Origin of the sequence: Bacillus rugosus (assembly GCF_023238245.1) — a bacterium.
Lineage (GTDB): Bacteria > Bacillota > Bacilli > Bacillales > Bacillaceae > Bacillus > Bacillus rugosus.
Window position 1 is genome coordinate 1,101,033 of record NZ_CP096590.1, and the last position, 23,754, is coordinate 1,124,786.

Consider the following 23,754-nt stretch of genomic DNA (forward strand, 5'->3'; position numbering starts at 1 on the left):
GAAAGCTGATCATCTGTGAAACAAAATCAGCTTTCCGGCTGCATTGACTAAACGATGGGTATGGCTGTGAAGCTCTTTTTCTTTTAACAGAGCTTCACCATGCGTTTTTGCCGTTTCTTCATTTTCTGCCTCGAATCTCTCATTTACCAGTGTTTTCCCCGAAGGATCAAAAGCTGTAAGGAAATAATCAGCCATCAGGTTTCTCCTCCATTTTCAAGGTTTATAGTCTTCTTCATTTATATTCTAAAAAGGAAATCAAAATCCTTTATTATGTTTCATCCAAAATTAGTATATAATGGGTCAGGGAAGGAGGAGATTCGGTGCTTACAATTGATCACGTAACGAAGAGATTTGGAGATTTTAAAGCCGTTGACGGATTGGACTTAGACATTCCGGAACAGCAAATGTTCGGTCTTTTAGGCGCAAACGGAGCGGGAAAAACGACGACGTTTCGCATGATCCTTGGTTTATTAAGCATTACGGAGGGCTCAATCAGCTGGAAGGGCCGTCCTGTGAATTATAGTATGAGCAACAAAATCGGTTATTTGCCGGAAGAGCGGGGCCTTTATCCGAAAATGAAGGTAAAGGATCAGCTCGTCTATCTTGCCAGATTAAAAGGAATGGAGAAGCGGGAGGCTGTAAAAGAGCTCGGGACATGGCTTGAACGCTTCAATATAACAGATTACGAGAATAAGAAGGTGGAAGAGCTTTCGAAGGGAAATCAGCAGAAAATCCAATTCATTTCGGCTGTTTTGCATAAGCCGGAGCTGCTGATCCTAGATGAACCATTCAGCGGTCTGGACCCTGTCAATGTTGAGCTGTTAAAAGATGCTGTGATTTCTTTGAAAAACAGCGGCGTTTCTATTTTATTTTCTAGCCATCGGATGGAACATGTTGAGGAGCTATGTGAGAACCTTTGCATACTGCAGAAAGGAAAGCCGGTTGTGCAAGGCAAGTTGAAGGAGATAAAACGTTCCTTCGGGAAAAAGAATGTCACCATTCACTCTGATGACGATCTGCGTTTTTTGCAGTCTCATGAAGGCATTCTCCAATGGAAGGAAACGGCTGGCGGCGTCAAGCTGCAGATCGCTAATGAAGACATTTCTCAAGAGATCTTTGCTATGCTCCAAGGAAAAGGGTTTATCAGAAAGTTTGAGCTTGAAGAGCCGTCACTGCATGATATTTTTATAGAAAAGGTGGGGGCCGTCTATGAATAAATTTTGGATCATGCTTTCTCATACATACAAAAATAAGATTAGGGCAAAATCCTTTATTATTTCGACTGTCATCACGGTACTGCTTGTATTAGTTGTAACGAATCTGGAGTCGATCATTTCTTCGTTTCAAGGTGATGATGTGAAAGAAAAAATCGCCGTTGTTGATGAAACAAACGAATTATATCCGATTTTTTCGAAGCAGCTGAAAGCGGTGGATACAAACGGTGATCTTGATGTGAAGCAGTCGAAGCAATCCGCTGACGAGGTCACAAAGCAAGTCAAAGATGAAACGCTCGATGGCATGCTCATCATCAAACGAGATGAAAAAGGGACCATTTCAGGAACATATAAAGCGTTAACGATTTCTGATGAAAGCACGTACCAAACGCTGCAGCAGGCGCTGACGCAAACCAAAACGGCTGTCGGAACGGCAGAGCTCGGTGTTTCGCAGGAAACGATCAGCAGCCTTTATGCGCCCGTTACTGTCGGGCAGGAGGCGCTGAAAGAGGGGGCGAAGTCTGAGGAAGAGCTTGGCCAGACGGTAGGGCTTGTTTACATTCTGCTGTTCGTCATTTATTTCTCTGTGATTATGTATGCCAGCATGATTGCGATGGAGGTTGCAACCGAAAAATCTTCGCGTGTCATGGAAATCCTGATCTCAAGCATGCCGCCGATCCAGCAGATGTTTGCTAAGCTGCTTGGCATCGGGCTTGTTGGGATCACGCAGCTTGCTGTCATTATAGGAGCCGGCTCTTTGTCGCTGATGCTGAACAAAACGAACGAAACAGCTTCACCTATCGGCGGATTCCTTAATCTAACCGACGTTTCCGCTACCACTGTCATCTATGCTGTGATTTTCTTTTTGCTCGGCTACTTTTTATACGCGACACTGGCTGCGTTTCTCGGCAGTGTCGTCAGCAGAATAGAGGACGTGCAGCAAACGATCACACCGATGACGCTATTGGTTGTCGCCGGTTTTATGATCGCGATGTTCGGCTTGAATGCACCTGATGCAGGATTTATTACAGTAACCTCGTTTATTCCATTTTTTACGCCAATGATTATGTTCTTGCGCGTCGGTATGCTTGATATTCCGTTCTGGCAGGCGGCTGCCGGTATCGGAATCACACTGCTCACCATTGTTATACTAGCAGTCATCGGCGCCAGAATTTACAAAGGCGGTGTGTTGATTTACGGCAATTCAAGCGCATTTAAAGCGATCAAACAAGCGCTTCGTTTAGCGAAAAACTGATTGAAAAACAGCCTGAGGTTCCTCAGGCTGTTTCTTTATTGACAGAACGTGCATTCGCAAGAATTCGGTGCTAAAATAAGGGTACTTCATCCTGGAAAGGAGCAGAATGTTGACTGATCTAACCTTTATTCATGCGGCAGATCTACATCTCGACAGCCCGTTTTACGGGATATCGCATCTGCCGGAACCGATTTTTGCCCGGATCAAAGAAAGCACGTTTGCAAGCGTGAAACATATGATAGATGCCGCAGTGAGAGAAAACGTTGATTTCATTTTGCTGGCGGGGGACCTGTTTGACGAAGCGAATCGAAGTTTAAAGGCCCAGCTTTTTTTAAAAAAGCAATTTGAAAGACTCAGAGAGTGCGGGATTTCAGTTTATGTGATCTTTGGGAACCACGATCATCTTGGCGGGGAGTGGACGCCGATTGAATGGCCTGAGAATGTCCATATTTTTTCGTCCGCTGTTCCTGAAGAAAAATCGTTTTATAAGGAAGGCAAACGCATAGCGAGCATTTACGGCTTCAGCTATCAGGCCAGAGCAGTGACGGAAAACCAAGCCGCCCGCTATCGGAGGTCGACTGACGCGCCGCTTCATATCGGTATGCTCCATGGCACGCTATCAGGATCTGAAGGACACGATCCGTATTGCCCGTTTACGCATGACGATCTCGTGAAAAGCGGAATGGATTATTGGGCGCTTGGCCATATACATAAACGCCAGGTTCTTTCCGCCGAGCACCCGGCAGTCATCTATCCGGGAAACACGCAAGCGCGCCATATGAAGGAGACGGGAGATAAAGGCTATTATCTCGTTCGTGTGACAAATGGAGATATATCTTACGAATTTCAGAAAGCGCATGACATCCTGTGGGAAAAAGCGGCAGTTGATGTGACGGAGGCAAAGAATATGACCGCCCTTATCAAAATGGTTGAGGACGCGTTTTCGAAGCTGCAGATAAAGGGGAGCCCTGTTTGTGTAAGACTTGTATTACAAGGGCGGGCGCCGGAATGGCTGCTGGAAGCGCCGAAAGGCACCTTAGATGAGCTTCTCGAAGCCTTTCAGGAGCAAGAGGCGGAGGAGGAACACTTCGTTTGGCCGCTTTCATTGGACGATGAGACAGAAAATGAAGCAAACCTTACAAACCTTGATCCTTTTTTTGGCGGTTTATTTACAGACATTGATCGCGGCGATCTGTCAGACGTACTGGAAGGGCTTGAGCGGCATCCTGTGTACAGAAGGCACGCGGACCGGTTTAGCCAAGAAGAGTTACAGGAAATAAAAGAGCAGGCACAGATTTTATTGAAAAGACAGCTTAAGGTGCTTGGAACATGAGGCGGTGAAAGCTTTGCGAATTAAATCTTTACATATCTACCAATACGGGAAATTTTCGAATCGGACCTTTCACTTCTCCGCCTCGCCTGTCCAATTAATCTACGGATTAAATGAGGCAGGAAAAACGACGATGATGTCATTTATTGAAAGCATGCTGTTTGGTTTTCCGAAAACGAAGAAATATGAACCGAAAACAGGCGGTGTCTATGGCGGTGTTCTTGAAGCTGAACACCCTGAGTATGGGGCTGTGAAAATCGAACGGACGAAAGGGACTGCCGAAAAGCTAAGAGTGTACACAGAAAAGGGCGAAGTGAAGAAAGGAGATTTTTTAAAGCAGTTGTTCCAGGGTACAGACAGGGCATTGTACAAAGCCATTTATTCGTTTGATGTATTCGGGCTGCAGGAAATTCACTCCTTTAATCGGGACAAGATAGGGGAATTTTTGCTGTTTTCCAGTTTATTTGGCGCTGAAGCCGTATCTAAGCTTGATTCACGGCTGACAAAGGAAAGCGAAAGGCTCTATAAACCAAACGGGCGAAACCCTCAATTGAATCAGGAGCTGGAAACGCTTAAGCAGATGGGAGCGAAGCTGAAACAGGCTGAAGCAGAGGAAGCGGGCTATCATCAGCTTCTTGAGGAAAAAAGAACGCTCGAAGCCCGCCTTGCAGCCGCAGAAACCGAATTGAAAGAGGCGGCAGGACATATCCGAACGATTGAGGGAGCGATTGAGCTGAAGCCGCTGCTAAATGAAAAAGCGGCGCTGGAACAGGCGATAGCACAATACCCGGAACAGGCGGGACAATTTCCGGCAGACGGACTGCATCAGCTGGAAAAATATGAATCCCACCTTCACCCGAAATCCGCACAGCTGGAGGCGCTTCGGGTGAAGATGGCGGAGCTGGACAAACAGATGCAAAAACTTAATCCCGATAAAGAAATATTGGCAAAGGAAACGCTGATACAAGAGCTTTCGGCAGCGTTTCATATGTACCAATCCTATGGGGAACAGCTCGCCGCCATTCAGGCACAGCTGCGCCAGTCGTCCGCACAGGCAGCGGCAGGGCTGGAACAGCTCAATAAAACGGATGAAAATGAGCTGTTGAATATGAACACGTCATATGACTATGAATGGCAGCTCCAGCAGGCGGTGCAGCAATACGTACAGGCACGAGACAGAAAACGGCAGCTTGATGAGACGTTTGAACTTGCCCGGCAAGAGCTGGAAGACGCAGAAAAGGCCGTTCATGCCGCTTCGTCCGCCATCTTTGAAATCAGCGAAAGAAAAGATAAAGAAGCGGCTCTGAAAGCATATGATGAAGCACAGGGGCAACATCAGGAGCAAGCGAAGCTGAGAGAACAGCTGAAGTTTTTTGAAAGGCAGCAGGCTAAACAGAAAAAGACTGTTATTGCAGCTGGTATGCTGTTCATCGTTCTCTTTCTGCTGCTGCAGCAATGGATTCCCGCCATTAGTATCGGCGCTGCCCTTATTGTGTATGGGCTTGCTTCTGGAAAAAAAACACCGTCTTCCGGAAACAGCCGGGAGATGAGACAGCCAATGATAAACATTTCACCGGCAGAAGCCGAAGCGCTTAGAGAAGCGTTATGGGAGGATGACCGCAATAAACAGCATTTCATCACACAGCGGGCAGTGCTCCAGCAAAAAGAGGCAGCATATGAAAGAGTCATCCAGCAGTTTGAACAGTGGGAAGCCGATATGGCCCCCTCCTTTACACAGGTCGAGCATTTTATGAAGGAGCTCGGATTCAAGGAAGATCCGACTTTTTTGCTTGATGCATACAGCTTGATGAAGGATGTCAAAAAAGAAGTGAAGAAAAAGCATGAGCTGACAATTGAAGCAGGGAGGCTGAAAAAGCACCGGCGCACATTTGAAGAACGCGTCAGCATGCTTTATCCTGCGAATGAGAGTCAGAACATTTCCATCCCAGACGCCCTTCATACACTGCGGAAAAACGTTGAACGTGAAAAAGAAATCGCGAAGCAAAAAAAGGCTATCGAAACAGATATTTATTATATAAAGGATCAGCTGCTGGAGCTGGAGCAAGAAATACAGTATTTTCAGGCACAGATAGAACAGCTATTTTCCGCGGTGGCTGCAAAAGACAGAAATGAGTTTTGCGCCATAGCCGACATCAACAGGCAATTGAAGGATACGGAGAACAAGCTTCATCACATAAACGCACAGCTTGAAGGCGGACAGCCAGAGGAGCTTAAACTGGCGGATTCCAATACGCTTTCTGAATTGAAAAACAAGCAATTAGTTGAGAATGAAAGAAAAGAGCGGCTGGCTGAGGAGATCCAACAGCTTCGCAGCCAAATCGCATTGCTCTTCGTGAAACAGGAACAACTAGAGGCTTCGGGATTGGTCTCTGATCTCAAGCTGCAATTGGAAATGCAAAAAGAGCGTGTCAAAGAAACCGCTAAAAAATGGGCTTCGCTCCAAATAATCAAACAGGTGATCCGAAACAAATTGGAACGTCATAAAAAAGTCGAGCTTCCGCGCCTTCTGGAGACGGCAGGAGAATTTTTCCGTCCATTGACTGACGGAAGCTACAAGACGATATATTTTTCTGAAACGGATGATTCCATTATGGTCATGCATTGTGATGGAACTGTCTATCATGCGGAAGAGCTGTCACAGGGGACGTGTGAACAGCTGTATACAGCGATCCGGTTTGCTCTGGCTGTTACGCGTCAGGATGGATCTAGGCTTCCGTTCCAGCTTGACGACAGCTTTGTTCATTTTGATCAGGAAAGACTCAAACGTGTATTAGACGTTCTAAATGATTTATCTGAAGGCGGAAGGCAGATTTTGTATTTTACATGCCATGACCATGTAAAAGATGCATTTCAAAGCAGCCAAATCATCCATTTGGTGTCATAAAAGAGGTTCTATAGCTGTAAATCGGTATGTGATATACTGATATTATGTAAGATACGGAGGGAGCTTTAATAGAATGGCTAAAGGGATTATGCTACATGAGGTTGGCGAACAGGTGGACCAATATCTATTGATTAAATCCTCGACGAAAGGGATTGCGAGCAATGGGAAACCGTTTTTAACGCTGATGCTGCAAGACCAGTCAGGTGATATTGAAGCGAAGCTGTGGGATGCCAAGCAAAGTGATGAAGTGACCTATGCGCCGCAGACGATTGTGAAGGTCGTGGGGGATGTCCACCATTACCGCGGGCGCACCCAGCTGAAGCTGAGAAATATCAGACCGGTGAGCGAGCATGAAAATGTCAATATTGATGATTTTTTAGAAACCGCACCGATTCCGAAAAATGAAATGATGGATACCATCACTCAATATATATTTGAAATGAAAAATCCGAACATCCAGCGGATCACAAGGTTTTTAGTCAAAAAACACGAAACTGAATTTATGGATTATCCGGCAGCTACGAAAAACCATCATGAGTTTGTCTCAGGTTTAGCGTATCATGTTGTATCTATGCTGAATTTGGCGAAATCGATTGCAGATTTATATCCGTCTCTTGACCGCGATCTGCTTTATGCCGGCGTTATCCTGCATGATCTCGGAAAAGTGAAAGAGCTGTCCGGCCCTGTTTCAACTTCGTATACGGTCGAAGGCAATCTACTCGGCCATATTTCGATTATGGTTACAGAGCTTTCAAAAGCTGCAGAGGAGCTTCAAATCGATTCTGAAGAGGTGTTAATTCTTCAGCACTTGATTTTGAGTCACCACGGCAAAGCAGAATGGGGCAGCCCAAAACCGCCGATGGTGAAAGAAGCAGAAATTTTACACTATATAGACAACCTGGATGCGAAAATGAATATGATGGACAGAGCACTTGAGCGCGTGAAGCCGGGCGAGTACACTGAACGTGTATTTGCACTGGAAAACCGTTCCTTTTACAAACCGACTTTTCATAAATAATCAAAAAGGACTGATGCTGAAACATTCAGGTCAGTCCTTTTTATGCGCTTTTGCCGCTCATAACTCGTCTCATTCCCGCATATGGTTAAGAATAAAGAATCTATGCAAAAAGGGGGAGGAGCCCGTGTTATTTTTTCCATGGTGGGTGTACCTTTGTATTGTAGGCATCATTTTCAGTGCATATAAAATTGTGGCAGCAGCCAAAGAGGAAGAAAAAGTAGACCAGTCCTTTATTGAAAAAGAAGGGCAGATTTATATGGAGAGGATGGAAAAGGAGAGAGAACGGCGCAGTTCTCAACAGCATGAAGAAGAAAATCACAACCATTCCATCGCATAAAAAAGCTGTGCAGCTCAATGAGCCTGCACAGCTTTTTTTATTATTTAGAAGTGCTTGAAGATGAAGAAGAGTTGCTGCTTGATGAAGACGTATTAAATGTGTCTTTCAGGTCTTTATCTTTTACTTCGATGTCAGCTTTCTTCATAACTTTTTGGACAGCTTCCTGAACGGCATTGCTGTCATTTAGTTTTTGTTCAAGTACTTCAGATTTCAGTTCTTTTTTCATATCATCGTATTTGCCGCGTTCTTCAGTCTTTTTAATGATATGGTAACCGTATTGTGATTTGACGGGATCGCTGACTTCACCTGTTTTTAATTTGAATGCAGCTTTACTGAATTCAGCAACCATACCGTCTTTTGCGAACCAGCCAAGATCCCCGCCTTGTGAAGCAGAGCTGTCTGTAGAGTATTCTTTCGCAAGGTCTTCAAATTTCTCGCCTTTTTTCAGCTTTTTCTCTACTTCTTCAGCTGTCTTTTTATCAGCGACAAGGATGTGGCTTGCACGGATTTTGTCTTTTAAGCCTTCCCAGTACTCTTTGGTATCGGCATCTGTTACTTTGATGTTATCTTTAGCTGCCTTTTGCGTGAGCAATTCATATTTTACTTGCTCTTTAAGGTAATCCTTGCCATATTGCTCTTCGAGAGCAGTATATTGATCACCCAGCTGTGTTTTGTATTCTTTCAGCTTGTTGTCAATTTCTTTATCTGTCACTTTATATTTCTTGTCTAATACTTTTTCTTGCACCAGCTGTGTCAGGACGCTTGCACCAGCTGTTTTCTTCATGTTTGTGTAGAGCTCGCCTTTTGTTACATCGCCTGCGTCTGTTTTTGCGATGACTTCTTTGTCGCCGCTGCTGCAAGCACTGAGAGTGAGGATGCTTGTAGCAGTGATAGCTGCTATTGCGATTTTCTTCATTGTTTTCAAACACTCCTAATCATTCCAAATTAAATTACCTATGCGTATCATAACATATTGTGGCTTTCTGTAAAAAGATTTTAAATAAAGGGCATTCGTCTAGTCAAACTTTTGCTGACGACATACTTATATATTGATCAAGAAAAGGAGGTATGTAACATGAGCGGAGGATACTCTAACGGATTCGCGTTGCTCGTAGTACTGTTCATTTTGCTTATCATCGTAGGTGCAGCTTACATCTACTAAGCAGCCCGGGGGATCGCTTGCACGATAAGCGATCCTTTACTTTCACTAGCGCCTAATCGTTTTAAACATGAATTGCATAACATGTAATTGGTAAATAAAGTTTTTTACAGGAGGTGCTTTTTAAGATGGGTGAAGTATTTGCAGGCGGATTCGCTTTATTGGTTGTGTTATTTATTTTATTGATTATCATCGGCGCTTCTTGGCTGTACTAATCAAAATAAAAAAGCATAGCTGCTGATTCAGCTATGCTTTTTTTCGTATTTACACTGTAAAGGAGATCTCCACAAACGAAGAGATCAGTAAAATTAATATAGATACATTAATAAATCGGAATACCTTATCTTGCCGCTCTTCAGGAATCTCTCTGACAAGGCATAATGTATTGGTGAGCCTGTTTATGAAATATAAAATAAACACGGCAGCCACGATAAAATAGAATAAAATGATGGGAGATTCCCCCTCTCTCTGAACTGTCCCATATTACATTACCAAATATTTATTAAAAAAGATAGAATGCAAATTGAAAAATCGCCGCTAGCGCCAAGGTTTGGCTACTTTTCAACAAGAATATCCAAGCCGTCTGCTTCCTGATCAATAAAAGCGGCTTTCGGCGCTTTTATCAGCTTGAGGGCCAGCAGGAAGTCAGGCAGACAGTAGCCGGCATGAATGCCCGAAATCATGCAGAAATAATGGGCGTGATTCGGAAAAGCCAGCGCGGCGTAAAATAATACAGGCGTAATCAGCAAGAACGGGCTTACGAGTGAAATCAACATTGTCGTTTTTGGTATTCGTTTCCATGTGCGCATGCGCAGTATATAAAACTTTTTTTCTATTTTTCTTTTTTTGCAGATGATTGGCAGGACATGGATGACTTTATGTACAAATAAAATAACGACGAGCAAACCGCCGAATAAAGGTACATATTCATCGCTTAAGCTTGTGCCAGGCCGCAGCAGCTCAAATGCTAAAAAGGTAGATATAAAAACCAAAATCATAAAACATACAGCAGTTAATATTATGCGAACGGCACCATAATCCTTCATGAGATTTATGGTCTTCCAGCAATTCATCAAAGTCATCCTTCCATACATCTTGAATAGAATCTCAAAATAATTTACTCCTCCCAAGAGAAAAAATCAATGCTTTTTTAAGAAAAAATATCATCCGGCAGGTATTTTTTTGAAACAAGCAAACAAACAGCGCGAAATATGGGGTTAGAACTTTCTTCTCAGTGAATAATCAGCTAAAATAAGATTAAAGATAGAAAGAAGTGGTGTGGATGGATTCGATGGATCATCGCATTAAGCGATTAGAATATTACATACAATTATTGGTGAAAACAGTAGATATGGACAGGTACCCCTTCTATGCGCTTCTCATTGATAAAGGGCTGAGCAGGGAAGAAGGGGAAGAGGTTATGAGGATATGCGAAGAATTGTCAGAAGAGCTGGCAACACAAAAAGCGCAAGGATTTGTAACCTTCGATAAGCTCCTTGCGCTTTTTGCTGGACAGCTGAATGAAAAATTAGATGTTCATGAAACGATTTTTGCCCTGTACGAGCAGGGGCTTTATCAAGAGCTGATGGAAGTCTTTATTGACATCATGAAGCACTTTGATTAACTGTTTACAGGTTCGAGCTCTTCTGCCGGTTCATCCGCCGCACTGTCCTTTGCTTTTTTCTTCAGTTTTCCGTTTACGCTTTCAAAGTCATTGTCAATATTGGTGAGTGACGTTTCGAAAATTTCCATAAAATCATCGCCGTAGATATGGCGTATCATACACATCAATTCAGCCACTTCAGGGAATTTTCCGAATAAATGATACAGAGGCTGCGACCCTTTAAAAACCGCGTTGCGAGTCGGATCAAATTCCTCAAGCAAGCTCCAGAATACCTCAGTGCCTTCCTCAGTCAATTGGACGTATGTGTTCCGTTTATCATTCAGCCGTTTGGAGAACCTTAAATATCCTCGTTCTTCCAGCTTTTTAGAAAAGTTGAATGCGGTCGATACATGCATGACCCCGAATTTCGCGATTTCAGAAATGGAAGCTCCATTCAATTGATACGCAATCCATAAAATATGATGCTCATTAATATTCAGGTCATACGGTTTGAGCCATTGCTGCCAATCCTTCTCGATCGATTTCCAAAGAGCCTTGCTAAGCTGAGCCATTTTCTGGGTGAAGACAAGAGCTTCTTTCACATCATAGGGCGGTTCCACTCGATTCATTACGTCACCTGCTTCTCTTTTTCTTTTTCTTTTTCTCTATTATGCCAATAAAATAAAGATTAATAAAGATGAAAATGTAAGAATTTTTTAATAAATTCACAATCCATTGCGGTAAGAGGCTTTTTCGGCAAAAAAAAAATGCAGGTCCAATTTTGGCCTGCATTTTTTTCTTTAGAATAGGATATTAGTTTTGTAAGGTTTTCTCCAGCTGTCTGATTTTTTCTTCAATATCAGCGATTTCTTTTTGCAGATCTTGCTGGTGAGGCTTAATCTCTTCCTGCCATTTTTTAATTGACGTTTGGAGCTCTCCGCTCACGTCTTTAATGACATCCGTGCTTTCTTTTGCCGCTTTGATCAGCTGGTCTTTTAACGCAAGCCCGTCTGATTTCAAGCGTTTGATCGTTTCCTCGAAAGAATCATAATTGGTTTTCATTTTTTCACGCAGCTGCTTTCCTGAGGAAGGTGCAGAAAGAAGAACTGCTGCTCCTCCGATGATGCCGCCTACGAATAGTCCTGTTAATAGAGAACGTCCGTCCGCCATTACAATCACCCCGTCTTTTTCTTGAAAATAGGATTCATTCAGCATTTTTCATTTTTGTTGAAAGCCTGAACTTCTATACATAGCTTGCTCTATTTTAGCATATTTTTTAAGTGAAAAGGAGGGAGAAGGTTGTCTGTCTTTATGATCGTGTTATCCTGCATCACCCTTGCCTTCGCTTCAGGCGCTGTTTACTATATCAGACTTCTCAGCCAGGCTGCTTCTTATCCGCCCAAAAAGGTCATCCGGCAGAAAGCGCTTGTTTGTTCAACCGGAACCGCCTTTACACTATGTCTTATCTTTTTCACAAAACTCTTCTCTTAAAACATGCTGACATGCTGCGGGCTCTCTGTTCGAAAAAACCTCTCCCGGAAGCGGAAGAGGTTTTGTGTGACAATTATTTAGCAGCTTCCATAAAGCTCGAACGTCTTAAAATGGTTTGGAGAATTGGATATATAATAATCATTGCAATTGTGTTCAGCACAGTTGCCGGCAGAACAACTGCTGCGAACAATGCGGCAAAACCGCCAGGCAAACCGACAATCAATAAAGCTGACGATAAAAATACAATTCCCGATAAGATGGTTCCGATCGCAGTCAGCACAGCGGCTGCACCTGTTTTCTGGCTCCTTCTGAATAAAAGGAATATGATGAAGAACAGAAACGCTGACACGGGTTTATCAATGATGTTAGGGATCTGTCCGGCTGGAAATGCGGTTGTAAGCGCGGAAATGATTCCGGTCACAATCCCGATGACGAGTACGTTTTGCACCCGCGGGAACAGAAGGATGCCCATGAACATCATGATCAGCATCATATCTGGTTTCATGCCGCCTAAAAAAGGCGGAATAATGGAATGAAGCGCTGCGCCGATTGCGGCAAACAGAGCCATAATGACTAACTCTTTCGTTTTCATATCTATGCTCTCCTCTGCTAAGCTTTTTGCCCTCCAATAATATGCTCGTCATTTATTGCGAAGGCTTAAAGAATGTGATATGCAAACAGTATACCAAACGAACGGTTTGCATAGCCAGACTTTTTACTCATTTTTCTGCTGGAATTTCTTCATGAACGCAGCTAATTTTTCACAGTCTTCGAGAGACACCGCGTTATAAATAGAAGCGCGGCAGCCTCCTACTGAACGGTGTCCGCCAAGCCCGATCATTTTTGCTGCTTTTGCTTCCTGAACGAATGTTTTTGTTAATTCGTCATCACGAAGCGTGAAGGTAACATTCATGCGTGAGCGGCTGTCCTTTCTGGCATGCCCTTTATAGAATCCGTTGCTTTCATCAATACAGCTGTAGAGAACCTGAGCTTTTTGTTCATTGCGCTGTTCAGCAGCGTCCACACCGCCGTTCTCCTTCAGCCATTCCAGAACAAGGCTCAGCATATAAATCGCAAATGTCGGCGGAGTGTTGTAGAGTGAATCCGCTTTGACATGCGTTGAATATTTTAAGATTTTTGGAACGTTCGCATTTTCATTTTGCAGCCAAGTTTTTTTCATGATGACAACTGTCACACCGGAAGGGCCGAGGTTCTTTTGGGCGCCTCCGTAGATCACGTCAAACTTGGACACATCGATTTTTCTGCTCAAAATATCGCTGGACATGTCAGCGACGAGCGGAATTGGGGAATTCGGGAATTCCTGCCACTGTGTGCCGAAAATCGTATTATTGGACGTGATATGTAAATACGCACCGTCTTTTACATTCGAAAGGTCAACCTCCGGAATAAAGCTATAATTGTCTGCTTCACTTGTGGCAGTGACAGACGTATTTCCGAACAGTTTCGTTTCTGCCAGTGCTTTTTCAGACCATGCGCCGGTCATCACAAAATGCGCGGTTTTTTCAGGTGTTAAAAAGTTCATTGGAAGCATTGAGAATTGAAGGCTTGCCCCGCCTTGAAGAAACAAAATATCGTAATCTTCCGGGATGCCCATCAGTTCAACTAAAAGGTTTTTCGCTTTTTGGTGCACCGCTTCATACTCTTTGCTGCGGTGGGAAAGCTCCATAACAGACATGCCGGATTCGTTAAAATCAATAAATTCTTTCTGTGCTTTTTGCAGAACTTCCAATGGCAGTGCTGCAGGACCTGCGTTAAAATTCGTTGTACGTTCCATCATGATCTCTCCCTGTTTTCCACGTTAATGTATAAAATAATACAATTATCCTATCATAAAAATTCAGTTTTTTGATAAAAAATTAGAATAATCAAAAGAAATTGACGGATGTTTGCGAAATGTTCACAAATAAAATAACCCCATCTTATGATGAGGTTAGGCGTTTTGCGATAGAGGAAGAGATGTTCTGCAGATCCTCTGGTTTGTAATCATCAGCATGTGTTTTCCAAACGGCTCCGAATCCATCTCCTTTTCCGTAGCGCGGGATAATATGCATATGATAATGGAAAACAGATTGTCCTGCTTTTTCGCCGTTATTGTTCAGCGTATTTAAGCCAATCGGTTCAAATTCATCCCGAATAGCGCGGGCGATTTTCGGAACGGCGTGAAAATATTGTTTTGCTAATTCATCCGTAAATTCATACACATTTTCGATATGCGTTTTCGGAATGACAAGCGTATGACCCTTTGTCACTTGGCTGATATCAAGAAAGGCCAATACATGCTCATCTTCATACACCTTTGCGGATGGGATGTCGCCGGCGATGATTTTACAAAAGATACAATTTTCTGCACAATGCATGAGGGTTCCTCCTTATGAAATTGTTTAGTATGTATACACTCATCGTACCACAGAAATGCAGAAAATAGAAAACAGGATGAACGGCGAGCGTTCACCCTGAATGCAGAGGAAGAGCTTATATAAAGAAAATGTGATATGCCTTTGGTAAGCACCTCATTTGTCAATAAAATGAAGACTTGTTTAATGCCTAACGATTCCTGCGATAAACACCTCATTTGACAATTTGCTTCATAGATGAAGAATTCATCAATTCAGTGAAGAGAAAAGGTTTGAGCATTGGACATGTTTATTTTCTATCCAACTGTATCTAAGACGTCTTTGACAAACACCTCATTTTTCAGTTGATATGCTTTTCCTCTACGACCATTATGATGTCCAGAAGCTGTCTTCTTATAACAGCAAATTCATCATTTGTTAAAAGGGAATTGTTTCAATTCAGGCCTTGTTTTTGGTACTATGAAGAAAAACAATATAAGGGGAGAAATTATGTCTCTGCTATCGGTAAAAGACTTAACCGGCGGATATACAAGGAATCCGGTTTTAAAAAACGTATCATTCACCCTCGAACCGAATCAAATTGTCGGCTTAATCGGGCTGAACGGTGCTGGTAAAAGTACAACAATCAGACATATCATCGGGCTGATGGACCCGCATAAAGGTTCAATCGAATTAAATGGAAAAACCTTTGCTGAGGACCCGGAAGGCTACCGTTCACAATTCACCTATATACCTGAAACACCTGTTTTATATGAAGAGCTGACGCTGATGGAGCATCTTGAACTAACAGCCATGGCATACGGCCTGTCAAAAGAAACGATGGAGAAAAGGCTGCCGGCGCTTTTAAAGGAATTCCGAATGGAAAAGAGGCTGAAGTGGTTTCCGGCTCATTTTTCTAAAGGAATGAAACAGAAGGTTATGATCATGTGCGCATTTTTGGCAGAGCCCGCACTATATATTATTGATGAGCCTTTTCTAGGGCTTGATCCGCTTGCGATTAACGCGCTGCTTGAGCGTATGAATGAAGCGAAAAAAGGCGGAGCGAGCGTGCTGATGTCAACGCACATTTTGGCAACGGCAGAGCGCTATTGTGATTCGTTTATTATTTTACATAACGGCGAGGTGCGGGCGCGAGGCACGCTGTCTGAGCTCAGAGAGCAGTTTGGAATGAAGGACGCGGCGCTGGACGATTTGTATCTTGAGCTCACAAAGGAAGACCCTGGCCATGAATAATATGCTTGATATTTGGCAGTCGCGGCTGCAGGAGCATATCAAAGAAACAAGAACATACATGAAATATATGCTCAACGATCACCTCGTCATTGTTTTGATCTTTTTTCTCGCGGGCGCTGTAAGCTGGTACAGCAAATGGATACGGGACATTCCCGCTCACTTTCCGTCCTTCTGGGTAATGGCCGTGCTGTTTTCACTCGTGTTGACAAGCTCTTATGTGCGGACGCTTTTGAAGGAGGCTGACCTTGTCTTCTTATTGCCGCTTGAAGCAAAAATGGAGCCTTACTTGAAGCAGGCGTTTGTCTACAGCTATGTGTCTCAGCTGTTTCCGCTGATTGCATTGAGCATTGTTGCAATGCCGCTCTATTTCGCTGTCGCACCGGGGGCTTCGCTTGTATCGTATGCGGCAGTCTTCGTCCAGCTTTTGCTGCTGAAAGCGTGGAATCAGGTGATGGAATGGCGTACGACCTTCCAGAACGACCGAAGCATGAAACGGATGGATGTGATCATTCGCTTTGCGGCGAATACGCTCGTTCTTTATTTTGTTTTCCAATCTGTTTATATGTATGCGGTTGTGGTCTATGTCATTATGGCTGCTCTTTATCTGTATATGTCTTCCTCAGCAAAACGCAAAACGTTTAAATGGGAGAGCCATATTGAGTCCGAATTGAGACGCAAGCAGCGTTTCTATCGGATTGCCAACCTGTTCACTGATGTGCCGCATTTGCGAAAGCAAGCGAAACGCAGGGCGTATCTCGACTTTTTGCTGCGGCTCGTGCCGTTTGAACAGCGGAAAACGTTTGCCTACATGTTCACCCGCGCCTTTTTGCGTTCAAGTGATTATTTGGGGATTCTCGTCAGATTAACGGTCATTTTCGCGCTGATCATTATGTATGTCTCAGCTAGCCCGCTGATTGCAGCGGTTTTGACTGTGTTTACCATTTTCATAACAGGCATTCAGCTTCTGCCGCTGTTTGGCCACTTTGATCATCTGGCGCTTCAAGAGCTTTATCCTGTGAAAAAAGAAACGAAGCTGAAAAGCTATTTCTCTCTATTAAAAACTGCACTTACCGTTCAAGCGCTGCTGATATCTGCTGCATCTGCCTATGCTGCGGGATTGACAGGTTTTCTTTATGCGCTGATCGGTTCTGCCGTTCTGATTTTTGTTGTTCTGCCGTCTTATATGACAACAAGACTGAAAAAACATGGAAAGCTGTGAGCTAAAAAAGGGGTAGTCAAATGACAGACAATCATCTGCTGATGCAGGAAGCCCTTCAATGGAAAATGCATTTTTTGCGGAAGGATTCCATGTTTGAACGTTTTTCGAAGCGTGTGCAAACGAAGGTGAATGAGCGGATTCCCGAAAAAATCCATACGGTCGTCACTGAGAGCGTGAAAAAAATGGTGGAAGCGACGATGGCCGGCTCTAATATCATAACCTATAAGAAGGATACAAGTGCACTTTCGCTCGGTGAAAAAAACGAACTGGCGAAAAAAACGATTGCTTCTTATCAGAAGGTGGCAGCTGCTGAGGGAGTGGGCACCGGAGCGGGCGGCATTTTTTTAGGCATTGCCGATTTCCCGCTGCTGCTTTCGATTAAGATGAAGTGTTTATTTACCTTATCCTCAATTTATGGCTTTGATGTGAAGGATCCACAAGAAAGAATGTTTTTGCTGCTTGTGTTTCAGCTTGCGTTTTCGAGTGATGACTGCCGAAAATCGCTTTTTTCCGTCGTCGACAATTGGGAGACGGAGAAAAAGAGTATCGACTGGAGAGTGTTCCAGCAGGAATATCGCGATTATATCGACGTCGTGAAGCTTTTGCAGCTTTTGCCCGGAGTAGGAGCGGCGGTCGGCGGCATTGCCAATTATAAGCTGCTTGCTCAGCTTGGGGAGACGGCAAGACACGTTTTTCATCTGAGAATAGGAAAGGAAACAGCCGGAGAATGAACACTCCGGCTGTTTTTTTATAGCTGATGATAGGTGATCGCCGCGCCCGCAAGTACCTTGGCTGCAGTCAGCATCGCTTTTTCATTGATATCAAATTTCGGATGGTGATGGGAGTAGACGCGCTCTGGCTGTTCAGGAGCGGCACCTGTAAAGAAAAAGGTGCCTTTGACATTTTGTAAGTAGTAAGCAAAATCCTCGCCGCCCATTTGCGGTTCACCGTCAATGACCTGCTGAACGCCCTCAGTGTTCTTTGCGACGCTGACCAAGTGGCTCGTTTCTGCAGGATGATTCACAACCGCCGGATAGCCCCATTCATAGTTATACTCATAGGACGCGCCGTGCATGGTGCACACGCCTTTTACAACTGCTTCAATTTCCTTCTCCAGCATGCTGCGGACATTTTCGTCAAAAGAACGTGCTGTGCCGATGAGTGCCGCTTGGTCTGCAATGACATTAAACGGGTTGTTGGCGATGAAAGAGCCTGTCGAAATGACGGCGGATTGAATCGGGTTGACTTTGCGGCTGACAATGTGCTGCAAAGAGGAAACGATTTGCGAGCCGATCAGGACGGCGTCTTTTGTATCATGCGGGTGAGCGCCGTGGCCGCCCTTCCCGAGGATTTTTATCGTGAATCGGTCCGCCGCCGCCATCACGGCGCCGGGGCGGCAGAGAATGGTTCCGAGCGGTTCAGTCGCCCAAAGATGTGTGCCGAATATCACATCCGCGTTTTCGAGACAGCCGTCATCAATCATTGGCTTTGCGCCTCCCGGATAATATTCTTCCGCATGCTGGTGGATCATCACAAATGTTCCCTTCAGCTCATGTCTGTTTTGGTGAAGGACCTTCGCCACAGCGAGAAGAGCTGCCGTATGGCCGTCATGGCCGCATGCGTGCATGACACCTGGCACTTTGGAGGCGTAAGGAACATCTTTTTCATCTTGAATGGGGAGAGCGTCAAAGTCGGCCCGCAACGCGACAGTAGGGCCTGGTTCGCTTCCTTCTATATATGCTAAAACCCCTCTGCCGCCGACGTTCGTGCGGATCGGGACTCCTAACGATTCATAATAGGAAGCAATAAATGCGGCGGTTTTTTCTTCTTGAAAGGAGAGTTCGGGATACATATGAAAGTGGCGCCTGATCTCGACCATTTCTTCAAAACAGCTGTCGAGCTGTTTGTTAATCTCTTTCTGCAATGTGGATATGGACAAGGCCGCTTCCCCCTTTTCTATGCTTTTCCATGATTGTATAGAAAAAGTCTGAATATTTCAACTCAGCGCGTTTTAAAGCAAAATCATGGCAGCGATGGTTGTCACGATAAGGCCAATTGCGACGGGAATGAAGTTTTTTCTGGCAAGCTCAAAAGGATCAACTTTACAAATGGCAGCGGCGGGAATCAGCGCCCATGGGACCAGTGTTCCGCCGCCCACCCAGATGGCAGATATTTGGCCGAGTGCGGTCAGAACGGCGGGATCAGTATGAAGAGCGGACGAAAAGAGCTTGGCGATAGAGCCGGCGAGAGAAATGCCTGAAAACCCTGATCCATCCAGGCCGGTTATGGCACCGGCGGCAGTTAAAGCAGCAGCGGCAAGCTCCTTTGACATGGGCATCATGTGGGATAAAGCAATGCCGAGATCATTGACAATTCCGTGGGAACCTTTAGGGAGTGAAGTGCCTAGTATGTTTTCATAGCCTGAGTCGCCAAGATAAAAGAAAGCGGCAATCGGGATGACGGGACCGAAAACCTTAAAGCCGAACTGGAATCCATCAATAAAATAACCGGTGATTTTTTCAAGCCCTTTTTGCTTATACACGAGAAAATGAACGATCAGGAGGATGCAGATTGCAGACCCGCCAATTAACGCAGTCGCATCATTTCCCTGTAGGTTAAACAAGAGCATGCAGGCGATATCCACAATAAAGACAAAAGGAATCAAAAAAGCCAGTATGGACCGCAGGCGTTTTGGCAAGTACAGCGAGGTGTCTTGTTCGCCAGAATGTACGGGGGAAAAAGAAGCTGCACCCAGCTGTTTTTTGCGTTCTCGCTGAATCATAATAAATGCTGCGGTTGTGGTGGTCACGCCCATAATCAGCACAAGGGGAATACTCGCTGAGATGACAGCACCGACTGGAATGCCCGCTGCATCCGCTGTCAGCTTTGGTGCTGCCTGAATGACAAAGTCTCCTGACAGAGCAAAGCCGTGTCCGAATAAGTTCATGGCCATGGCTGCGGCAATGGGCGGCAAACCGACGCGGGCGGCTGCCGGGAGCAGGACGGCGCCGATCAAAGCGACACCCGGAGAAGGCCAGAAGAAGAGAGAAATGGCAAACATCAGGCCGCCAATCAGCCAGTAGGCAGTCACAGGACCTTTCACAAGGCTTGCAAAGGGAGAAATCATCGCTTCATTTATCCCTGTTTTTGTTAACAAATCACTCATCGAAACGATAAAGCAAATGATGAAAATCGTGGGCAGCAGTTCGCCGGCCGCATAGATAAAGCTGTGGAATAAACTGCTGACAGAAGCTGAAAGTGAATGGCTGGCCCATAGCGATATAATAAAAATGCCGAATAGAGAAATAAATGTCGTGTCTTTTCTCAGCAGCATAAATAGGATAATTGCACCGATAAAAAACACATACAGAACATGGACAGACAAAATCCCGACTTCCATCATTGATCACTCCTTCCGCTTCCTACAGATTATTCATAGGCGGGCGGAAGGTGCCGGGACGGAAGGCTGGGTTATGATGGAAAATTGACATTGATATTTTGCAGCTGTTCAGTTAAATCATGCTTTAGCACTTTTTTTGATTTTTGCTGATGTGTTGGGAAGCATTCAGGAGAAAAAATGATGCCTCCACCAGCAATCCAGTTTTTTCTATAGGCGATGATGCTTTCCGATCGTTCTAAATATGAACCATCCTTGCGCTGCATCTCGTAATCATCATATCCGAACTGGAAACCGCAATACGATTACCAAGCTTATCATATGCCGGCTCCGTCAATCCCTTAAACCCGCAGGTTTGGCAGGTATACATCATTTTGCTTTCCTCCCATTAAACAAGCTGCCGGACATGCCGGCAGCTATTCAACAGCGAAATATGTGGTGACATACGAAGGCCGTGAGAAGATCGACGTTGTGTCAATTCCGGCAGACGTGCCGCGTTTTTTGTGGGCTTCTTTGTATGAATCAGACTGCTGCCAATCTTGAAAGGCTCTTTCCGTTTCCCACAAGGTGAGAATGACATAGGTGTCACTGTCAAGCGGACGAAGCACACGAATCGCTTCAAAACCGGGCTCGTTTTCGACCTTTCCCGCTCTGTTTTTAAATCTGTTTTCAAACAGCGGACGTCCTTCTTGAGTAACGGCAATATTGTTCAATACTGCAAAACCGGGATGCTTCAACTCTCCGACTTGGTCAATCACTTCATAAGCGTGGGGTGAATGGAAAACCGTATCTCCGCTTGTTTCGTGAATCAAAATCGCGTTTTCCTGCCCCTGCATCAAAAGGATATTTTCCGAAGGATGCTTCTTTACGATCGTTTTTAAAAAATCGGCTGTCCCATATGTAATATAAACCTTCATATCAGCCACCTCCTGCTTGCTAGTATATCAAAACAATGGTATAAGTTTCTATTGGCGAGTGCTTCGAACATAATTCCAAACAATTTTTCCCATACTACCTTTAGAAAGGCGAGGTGAGTTCATGTTTAAGATAAAGAAAAAGAAACTATTTATACCCATCATTATTTTAGTGTTAACTGCTTTTCTCGCTTTAATAGGATATATTTCAATTATTTTTCTCGGACATTATGTCATAGATGAAAAGAAGCTCATTCTTCATGCATCTTCAAAAATTGTGGATCAAAACGGAGATGAGGTTGCAAGCCTGTATACAGAAAATCGTGAGCCTGTCTCGATCAATGAGATTCCGAAGCAGGTCAGAGAAGCGTTTATTGCTGTTGAGGATAAAAGGTTCTATGAGCATCACGGCATTGATGCAAAATCTGTCGGAAGGGCAATATACCGCGATATCTTAGCAGGCGGAAAGGTGGAAGGCGGAAGCACGATCACCCAGCAGCTTGCCAAAAATATTTTTCTGACCCATGACAAAACATTTTTAAGAAAAACAAAAGAAGTGATCATTGCGATCAATCTTGAACGGGATTACAGCAAGGACAAGCTGCTGGAAATGTATTTGAACCAGCTTTACTTCGGGCATGGAGTCTACGGCATACAAGCGGCGTCCCACTATTATTTTAATAAAGAAGTAAAAGATTTAACTGTATCCGAAGGTGCGGTTTTGGCCGCTATACCGAAGGCGCCTTCTACGTATTCTCCTGTTTTGCATCCTGATAAAAGTAAGGAGCGGCGTGATACGATTCTCGGCATGATGAATGACCAAGGCTACATCAGTGCTAAAGAGGCTGTCAGCGCGCAGGGCCGGACACTCGGGCTGAACGTGAAGAAACAGTCAGAAACACCTTGGTTTGACAGCTATATTGATCTTGTGATTGAAGAGGCGGAGAACAAGTACTCGATTTCCGGAGAGCAGCTCCTTCAAGGCGGATACACGATCAAGGTGCCGCTTGATTCGAAGCTGCAGAAGACCGCTTATCAGGTGATGAAACAAGGAAGCTATTATCCCGGAACAGACCAGAATGCCGAAGGAAGCGCGGTCTTTATCAATAACAAGACAGGCGGTGTGGAAGCGGCGATCGGCGGAAGAGATTACACATCCAAAGGGTATAACCGTGTCACAGCTGCACGCCAGCCGGGTTCCACATTTAAGCCGCTTGCAGTATACGGACCGGCGATGCAGGAAAAGAAATTTAAGCCCTACTCTCTATTGAAGGATGAGCTGCAATCCTACGGAGATTATACGCCGAAAAACTATGACAGCCAGTATGAGGGCGAAGTGACCATGTCTGATGCCATTACGTACAGCAAAAACGCGCCGGCTGTCTGGACGCTGAATGAGATCGGCGTCGAAACAGGAAAGTCTTATTTGCAAGCAAACGGCATTGATATCCCTGATGAAGGGCTTGCTCTCGCTCTAGGCGGCTTGGAAAAAGGCGTTTCACCACTCCAGCTTGCCGGCGCATTTCATACGTTTGCCGCGAATGGGACGTATACTGAACCGTACTTTATTACCAGCATAAAGGATGAAGACGGAGAAACAATAGCCGATCATAAAGAAGAAGGAAAGCGGGTATTCAGCAAGCAAACGTCCTGGAATATGACGAGAATGTTGCAGCAGGTGGTCAAAAAGGGAACGGCAACCTCCGGCACCTATCACGGCGATCTGGCGGGGAAAACTGGTTCTACATCTTATACAGGAGTGTCTGGCGCCACAAAGGACGCCTGGTTTGCAGGCTATACGCCGAAAATAACCGGGGCGGTCTGGATGGGCTATGACAAAACGGATCAAAGTCATTATTTAAAAGGCGGCAGCGCGTATCCGACGAGACTGTTTAAGGATATTTTGACACAGGCTGGAGAAACCGGTTCTGTGTTTACGAAGCCTAAAAACGTCAAAGAACTGGAAAGCCCGATTGAACTGGAGCCAGTCAAAACGCTGAAAGCAGATTACACATTTAAAGCTGCGGGGCTCTTTACCATTGAATTAAAATGGGATGCTCAAGAGGATGATCGGGCCGTATACAGAATTTATGTAAATAAGGATGGCAAGGAGACGCTTCTTGATTCAGTTGAAGGAAAGGGAAGCTATGAAATCCCTTATGCCAACTTGTTTTCAGGCGCTTCTTATAAAATTGTGCCTTATAATACACAGACAAAGAGAGAAGGGGATGGAACCGATTACGTTCAGCCTAAATTGTTTTCCTCTTAATGGAATTCGGCGATTTTTTGAACTTTGAGCCTCAC

The 23,754-nt window shown here is 44.6% G+C and carries 27 protein-coding genes; 14 read left to right on the forward strand and 13 right to left on the reverse strand.

The annotated features are described in order from the left end of the window. Positions 1 to 9: 9 nt before the first annotated feature. The gene (locus tag M0696_RS05555) at positions 10 to 195 is read right to left on the reverse strand and encodes a YhzD family protein (protein ID WP_003239513.1); all 186 of its coding nucleotides are present in this window, start codon (positions 193 to 195) and stop codon (positions 10 to 12) included. Positions 196 to 320: 125 nt separating this feature from the next. On the opposite strand from M0696_RS05555, the gene M0696_RS05560 reads away from it, so the two are divergent. The 6 genes from M0696_RS05560 to yhaL all read left to right on the forward strand — a co-directional run bounded on the left by M0696_RS05560 (position 321) and on the right by yhaL (position 8,059). Further along, positions 321 to 1,217 carry an ABC transporter ATP-binding protein gene (locus M0696_RS05560; RefSeq protein ID WP_166853752.1) on the forward strand — a complete coding sequence of 299 codons (897 nt, stop codon included), beginning with the start codon at positions 321 to 323 and terminating at the stop codon, positions 1,215 to 1,217. After that, positions 1,210 to 2,469 carry an ABC transporter permease gene (locus M0696_RS05565; protein ID WP_166853751.1) on the forward strand — a complete coding sequence of 420 codons (1,260 nt, stop codon included), beginning with the start codon at positions 1,210 to 1,212 and terminating at the stop codon, positions 2,467 to 2,469. The genes M0696_RS05560 and M0696_RS05565 overlap by 8 nt, the downstream gene beginning before the upstream one ends. Positions 2,470 to 2,575: 106 nt before the next feature. Continuing rightward, complete coding sequence (locus M0696_RS05570) at positions 2,576 to 3,802, forward strand: metallophosphoesterase family protein (RefSeq protein ID WP_222142523.1); 1,227 nt, start codon at positions 2,576 to 2,578, stop codon at positions 3,800 to 3,802. Between the two features lie 4 nt (positions 3,803 to 3,806). Further along, positions 3,807 to 6,704, forward strand: a complete 2,898-nt coding sequence (locus M0696_RS05575; RefSeq protein ID WP_248602583.1) for an ATP-binding protein — start codon at positions 3,807 to 3,809, stop codon at positions 6,702 to 6,704. A 73-nt stretch (positions 6,705 to 6,777) separates the two neighbouring features. Beyond that, positions 6,778 to 7,722 carry a 3'-5' exoribonuclease YhaM gene (yhaM, locus tag M0696_RS05580; protein ID WP_166853748.1) on the forward strand — a complete coding sequence of 315 codons (945 nt, stop codon included), beginning with the start codon at positions 6,778 to 6,780 and terminating at the stop codon, positions 7,720 to 7,722. A gap of 124 nt (positions 7,723 to 7,846) precedes the next feature. Next, positions 7,847 to 8,059 carry a sporulation protein YhaL gene (yhaL, locus tag M0696_RS05585; RefSeq protein WP_166853747.1) on the forward strand — a complete coding sequence of 71 codons (213 nt, stop codon included), beginning with the start codon at positions 7,847 to 7,849 and terminating at the stop codon, positions 8,057 to 8,059. Between the two features lie 40 nt (positions 8,060 to 8,099). Here yhaL and M0696_RS05590 read toward each other — a convergent pair whose 3' ends face one another. After that, the gene (locus tag M0696_RS05590) at positions 8,100 to 8,975 is read right to left on the reverse strand and encodes a peptidylprolyl isomerase (protein ID WP_166853746.1); all 876 of its coding nucleotides are present in this window, start codon (positions 8,973 to 8,975) and stop codon (positions 8,100 to 8,102) included. Positions 8,976 to 9,134: 159 nt separating this feature from the next. On the opposite strand from M0696_RS05590, the gene yhzE1 reads away from it, so the two are divergent. Together yhzE1 and yhzE2 are read left to right on the forward strand one after the other, a co-directional pair. Further along, complete coding sequence (gene yhzE1 / locus M0696_RS05595) at positions 9,135 to 9,221, forward strand: sporulation protein YhzE1 (protein ID WP_003327753.1); 87 nt, start codon at positions 9,135 to 9,137, stop codon at positions 9,219 to 9,221. 125 nt (positions 9,222 to 9,346) lie between these two features. Continuing rightward, on the forward strand, positions 9,347 to 9,433 hold the full coding sequence (yhzE2, locus tag M0696_RS05600) for a sporulation protein YhzE2 (RefSeq protein WP_003155248.1): 87 nt from the start codon (positions 9,347 to 9,349) through the stop codon (positions 9,431 to 9,433). 49 nt (positions 9,434 to 9,482) lie between these two features. Here the strand turns inward: yhzE2 and M0696_RS05605 are convergent, their stop codons facing one another. Then, positions 9,483 to 9,665 carry a hypothetical protein gene (locus tag M0696_RS05605; protein WP_024571667.1) on the reverse strand — a complete coding sequence of 61 codons (183 nt, stop codon included), beginning with the start codon at positions 9,663 to 9,665 and terminating at the stop codon, positions 9,483 to 9,485. Between the two features lie 107 nt (positions 9,666 to 9,772). Next, a complete protein-coding gene (locus tag M0696_RS05610) occupies positions 9,773 to 10,291 on the reverse strand; it encodes a DUF3267 domain-containing protein (RefSeq protein WP_019713826.1) in 519 nt (172 codons plus the stop codon). Between the two features lie 209 nt (positions 10,292 to 10,500). On the opposite strand from M0696_RS05610, the gene M0696_RS05615 reads away from it, so the two are divergent. Then, positions 10,501 to 10,842, forward strand: coding sequence for a YhaI family protein (locus tag M0696_RS05615; RefSeq protein ID WP_166853744.1), 342 nt, complete (start codon positions 10,501 to 10,503; stop codon positions 10,840 to 10,842). On the opposite strand, the gene M0696_RS05620 is transcribed toward M0696_RS05615, so the two are convergent. Further along, positions 10,839 to 11,450 (reverse strand): HTH-type transcriptional regulator Hpr, encoded by a 612-nt coding sequence (locus M0696_RS05620; RefSeq protein WP_222142525.1) that lies wholly within the window; start codon positions 11,448 to 11,450, stop codon positions 10,839 to 10,841. The two genes, M0696_RS05615 and M0696_RS05620, sit on opposite strands and share 4 nt — an antisense overlap. 184 nt (positions 11,451 to 11,634) lie before the next feature. After that, positions 11,635 to 11,991, reverse strand: coding sequence for a YtxH domain-containing protein (locus M0696_RS05625; RefSeq protein ID WP_003224279.1), 357 nt, complete (start codon positions 11,989 to 11,991; stop codon positions 11,635 to 11,637). Between the two features lie 129 nt (positions 11,992 to 12,120). Between M0696_RS05625 and yhzF the strand changes: the two genes are divergently transcribed. Then, the gene (gene yhzF / locus M0696_RS05630) at positions 12,121 to 12,312 is read left to right on the forward strand and encodes a membrane protein YhzF (protein ID WP_166853742.1); all 192 of its coding nucleotides are present in this window, start codon (positions 12,121 to 12,123) and stop codon (positions 12,310 to 12,312) included. 73 nt (positions 12,313 to 12,385) lie between these two features. Here yhzF and trpP read toward each other — a convergent pair whose 3' ends face one another. From trpP to M0696_RS05645, 3 genes are all read right to left on the reverse strand, one after another. Beyond that, the gene (gene trpP, locus M0696_RS05635) at positions 12,386 to 12,904 is read right to left on the reverse strand and encodes a tryptophan transporter (protein ID WP_222142526.1); all 519 of its coding nucleotides are present in this window, start codon (positions 12,902 to 12,904) and stop codon (positions 12,386 to 12,388) included. 123 nt (positions 12,905 to 13,027) lie between these two features. Then, a complete protein-coding gene (gene serC / locus M0696_RS05640) occupies positions 13,028 to 14,107 on the reverse strand; it encodes a 3-phosphoserine/phosphohydroxythreonine transaminase (protein ID WP_222142932.1) in 1,080 nt (359 codons plus the stop codon). Positions 14,108 to 14,252: 145 nt separating this feature from the next. After that, complete coding sequence (locus M0696_RS05645; protein WP_166853739.1) at positions 14,253 to 14,690, reverse strand: HIT family protein; 438 nt, start codon at positions 14,688 to 14,690, stop codon at positions 14,253 to 14,255. Positions 14,691 to 15,176: 486 nt separating this feature from the next. Here M0696_RS05645 and ecsA point away from each other — a divergent pair, with 486 nt between their 5' ends. Genes ecsA through M0696_RS05660 form a run of 3 tightly spaced genes read left to right on the forward strand, consistent with a single transcriptional unit; the run spans position 15,177 to position 17,870 of the window. Further along, entirely contained in the window at positions 15,177 to 15,920 is a 744-nt protein-coding gene (gene ecsA / locus M0696_RS05650; protein ID WP_222142527.1) for an ABC transporter ATP-binding protein EcsA, read from the forward strand. Further along, positions 15,913 to 17,139: an ABC transporter permease EcsB gene (ecsB, locus tag M0696_RS05655; protein ID WP_222142528.1), complete on the forward strand. Its 1,227-nt coding sequence runs from the start codon at positions 15,913 to 15,915 to the stop codon at positions 17,137 to 17,139. Before ecsA ends, ecsB begins: the two co-directional genes overlap by 8 nt. A 20-nt stretch (positions 17,140 to 17,159) precedes the next feature. After that, complete coding sequence (locus M0696_RS05660) at positions 17,160 to 17,870, forward strand: EcsC family protein (protein ID WP_248602584.1); 711 nt, start codon at positions 17,160 to 17,162, stop codon at positions 17,868 to 17,870. Positions 17,871 to 17,887: 17 nt separating this feature from the next. On the opposite strand, the gene sndC is transcribed toward M0696_RS05660, so the two are convergent. The 4 genes from sndC to hmoB form a co-directional block, all read right to left on the reverse strand. Beyond that, positions 17,888 to 19,078: an N-acetyl amino acid acetylase SndC gene (gene sndC / locus M0696_RS05665; RefSeq protein ID WP_222142530.1), complete on the reverse strand. Its 1,191-nt coding sequence runs from the start codon at positions 19,076 to 19,078 to the stop codon at positions 17,888 to 17,890. Positions 19,079 to 19,150: 72 nt separating this feature from the next. Then, positions 19,151 to 20,542 carry a hypothetical protein gene (locus tag M0696_RS05670; RefSeq protein WP_248602585.1) on the reverse strand — a complete coding sequence of 464 codons (1,392 nt, stop codon included), beginning with the start codon at positions 20,540 to 20,542 and terminating at the stop codon, positions 19,151 to 19,153. A 68-nt stretch (positions 20,543 to 20,610) separates the two neighbouring features. Continuing rightward, the gene (locus M0696_RS05675) at positions 20,611 to 20,802 is read right to left on the reverse strand and encodes a hypothetical protein (RefSeq protein WP_248602586.1); all 192 of its coding nucleotides are present in this window, start codon (positions 20,800 to 20,802) and stop codon (positions 20,611 to 20,613) included. 150 nt (positions 20,803 to 20,952) lie between these two features. After that, positions 20,953 to 21,453: a heme-degrading oxygenase HmoB gene (gene hmoB / locus M0696_RS05680; RefSeq protein ID WP_222142531.1), complete on the reverse strand. Its 501-nt coding sequence runs from the start codon at positions 21,451 to 21,453 to the stop codon at positions 20,953 to 20,955. A 121-nt stretch (positions 21,454 to 21,574) separates the two neighbouring features. Between hmoB and M0696_RS05685 the strand changes: the two genes are divergently transcribed. Continuing rightward, entirely contained in the window at positions 21,575 to 23,719 is a 2,145-nt protein-coding gene (locus tag M0696_RS05685; protein WP_222142532.1) for a transglycosylase domain-containing protein, read from the forward strand. Positions 23,720 to 23,754 lie beyond the last annotated feature (35 nt).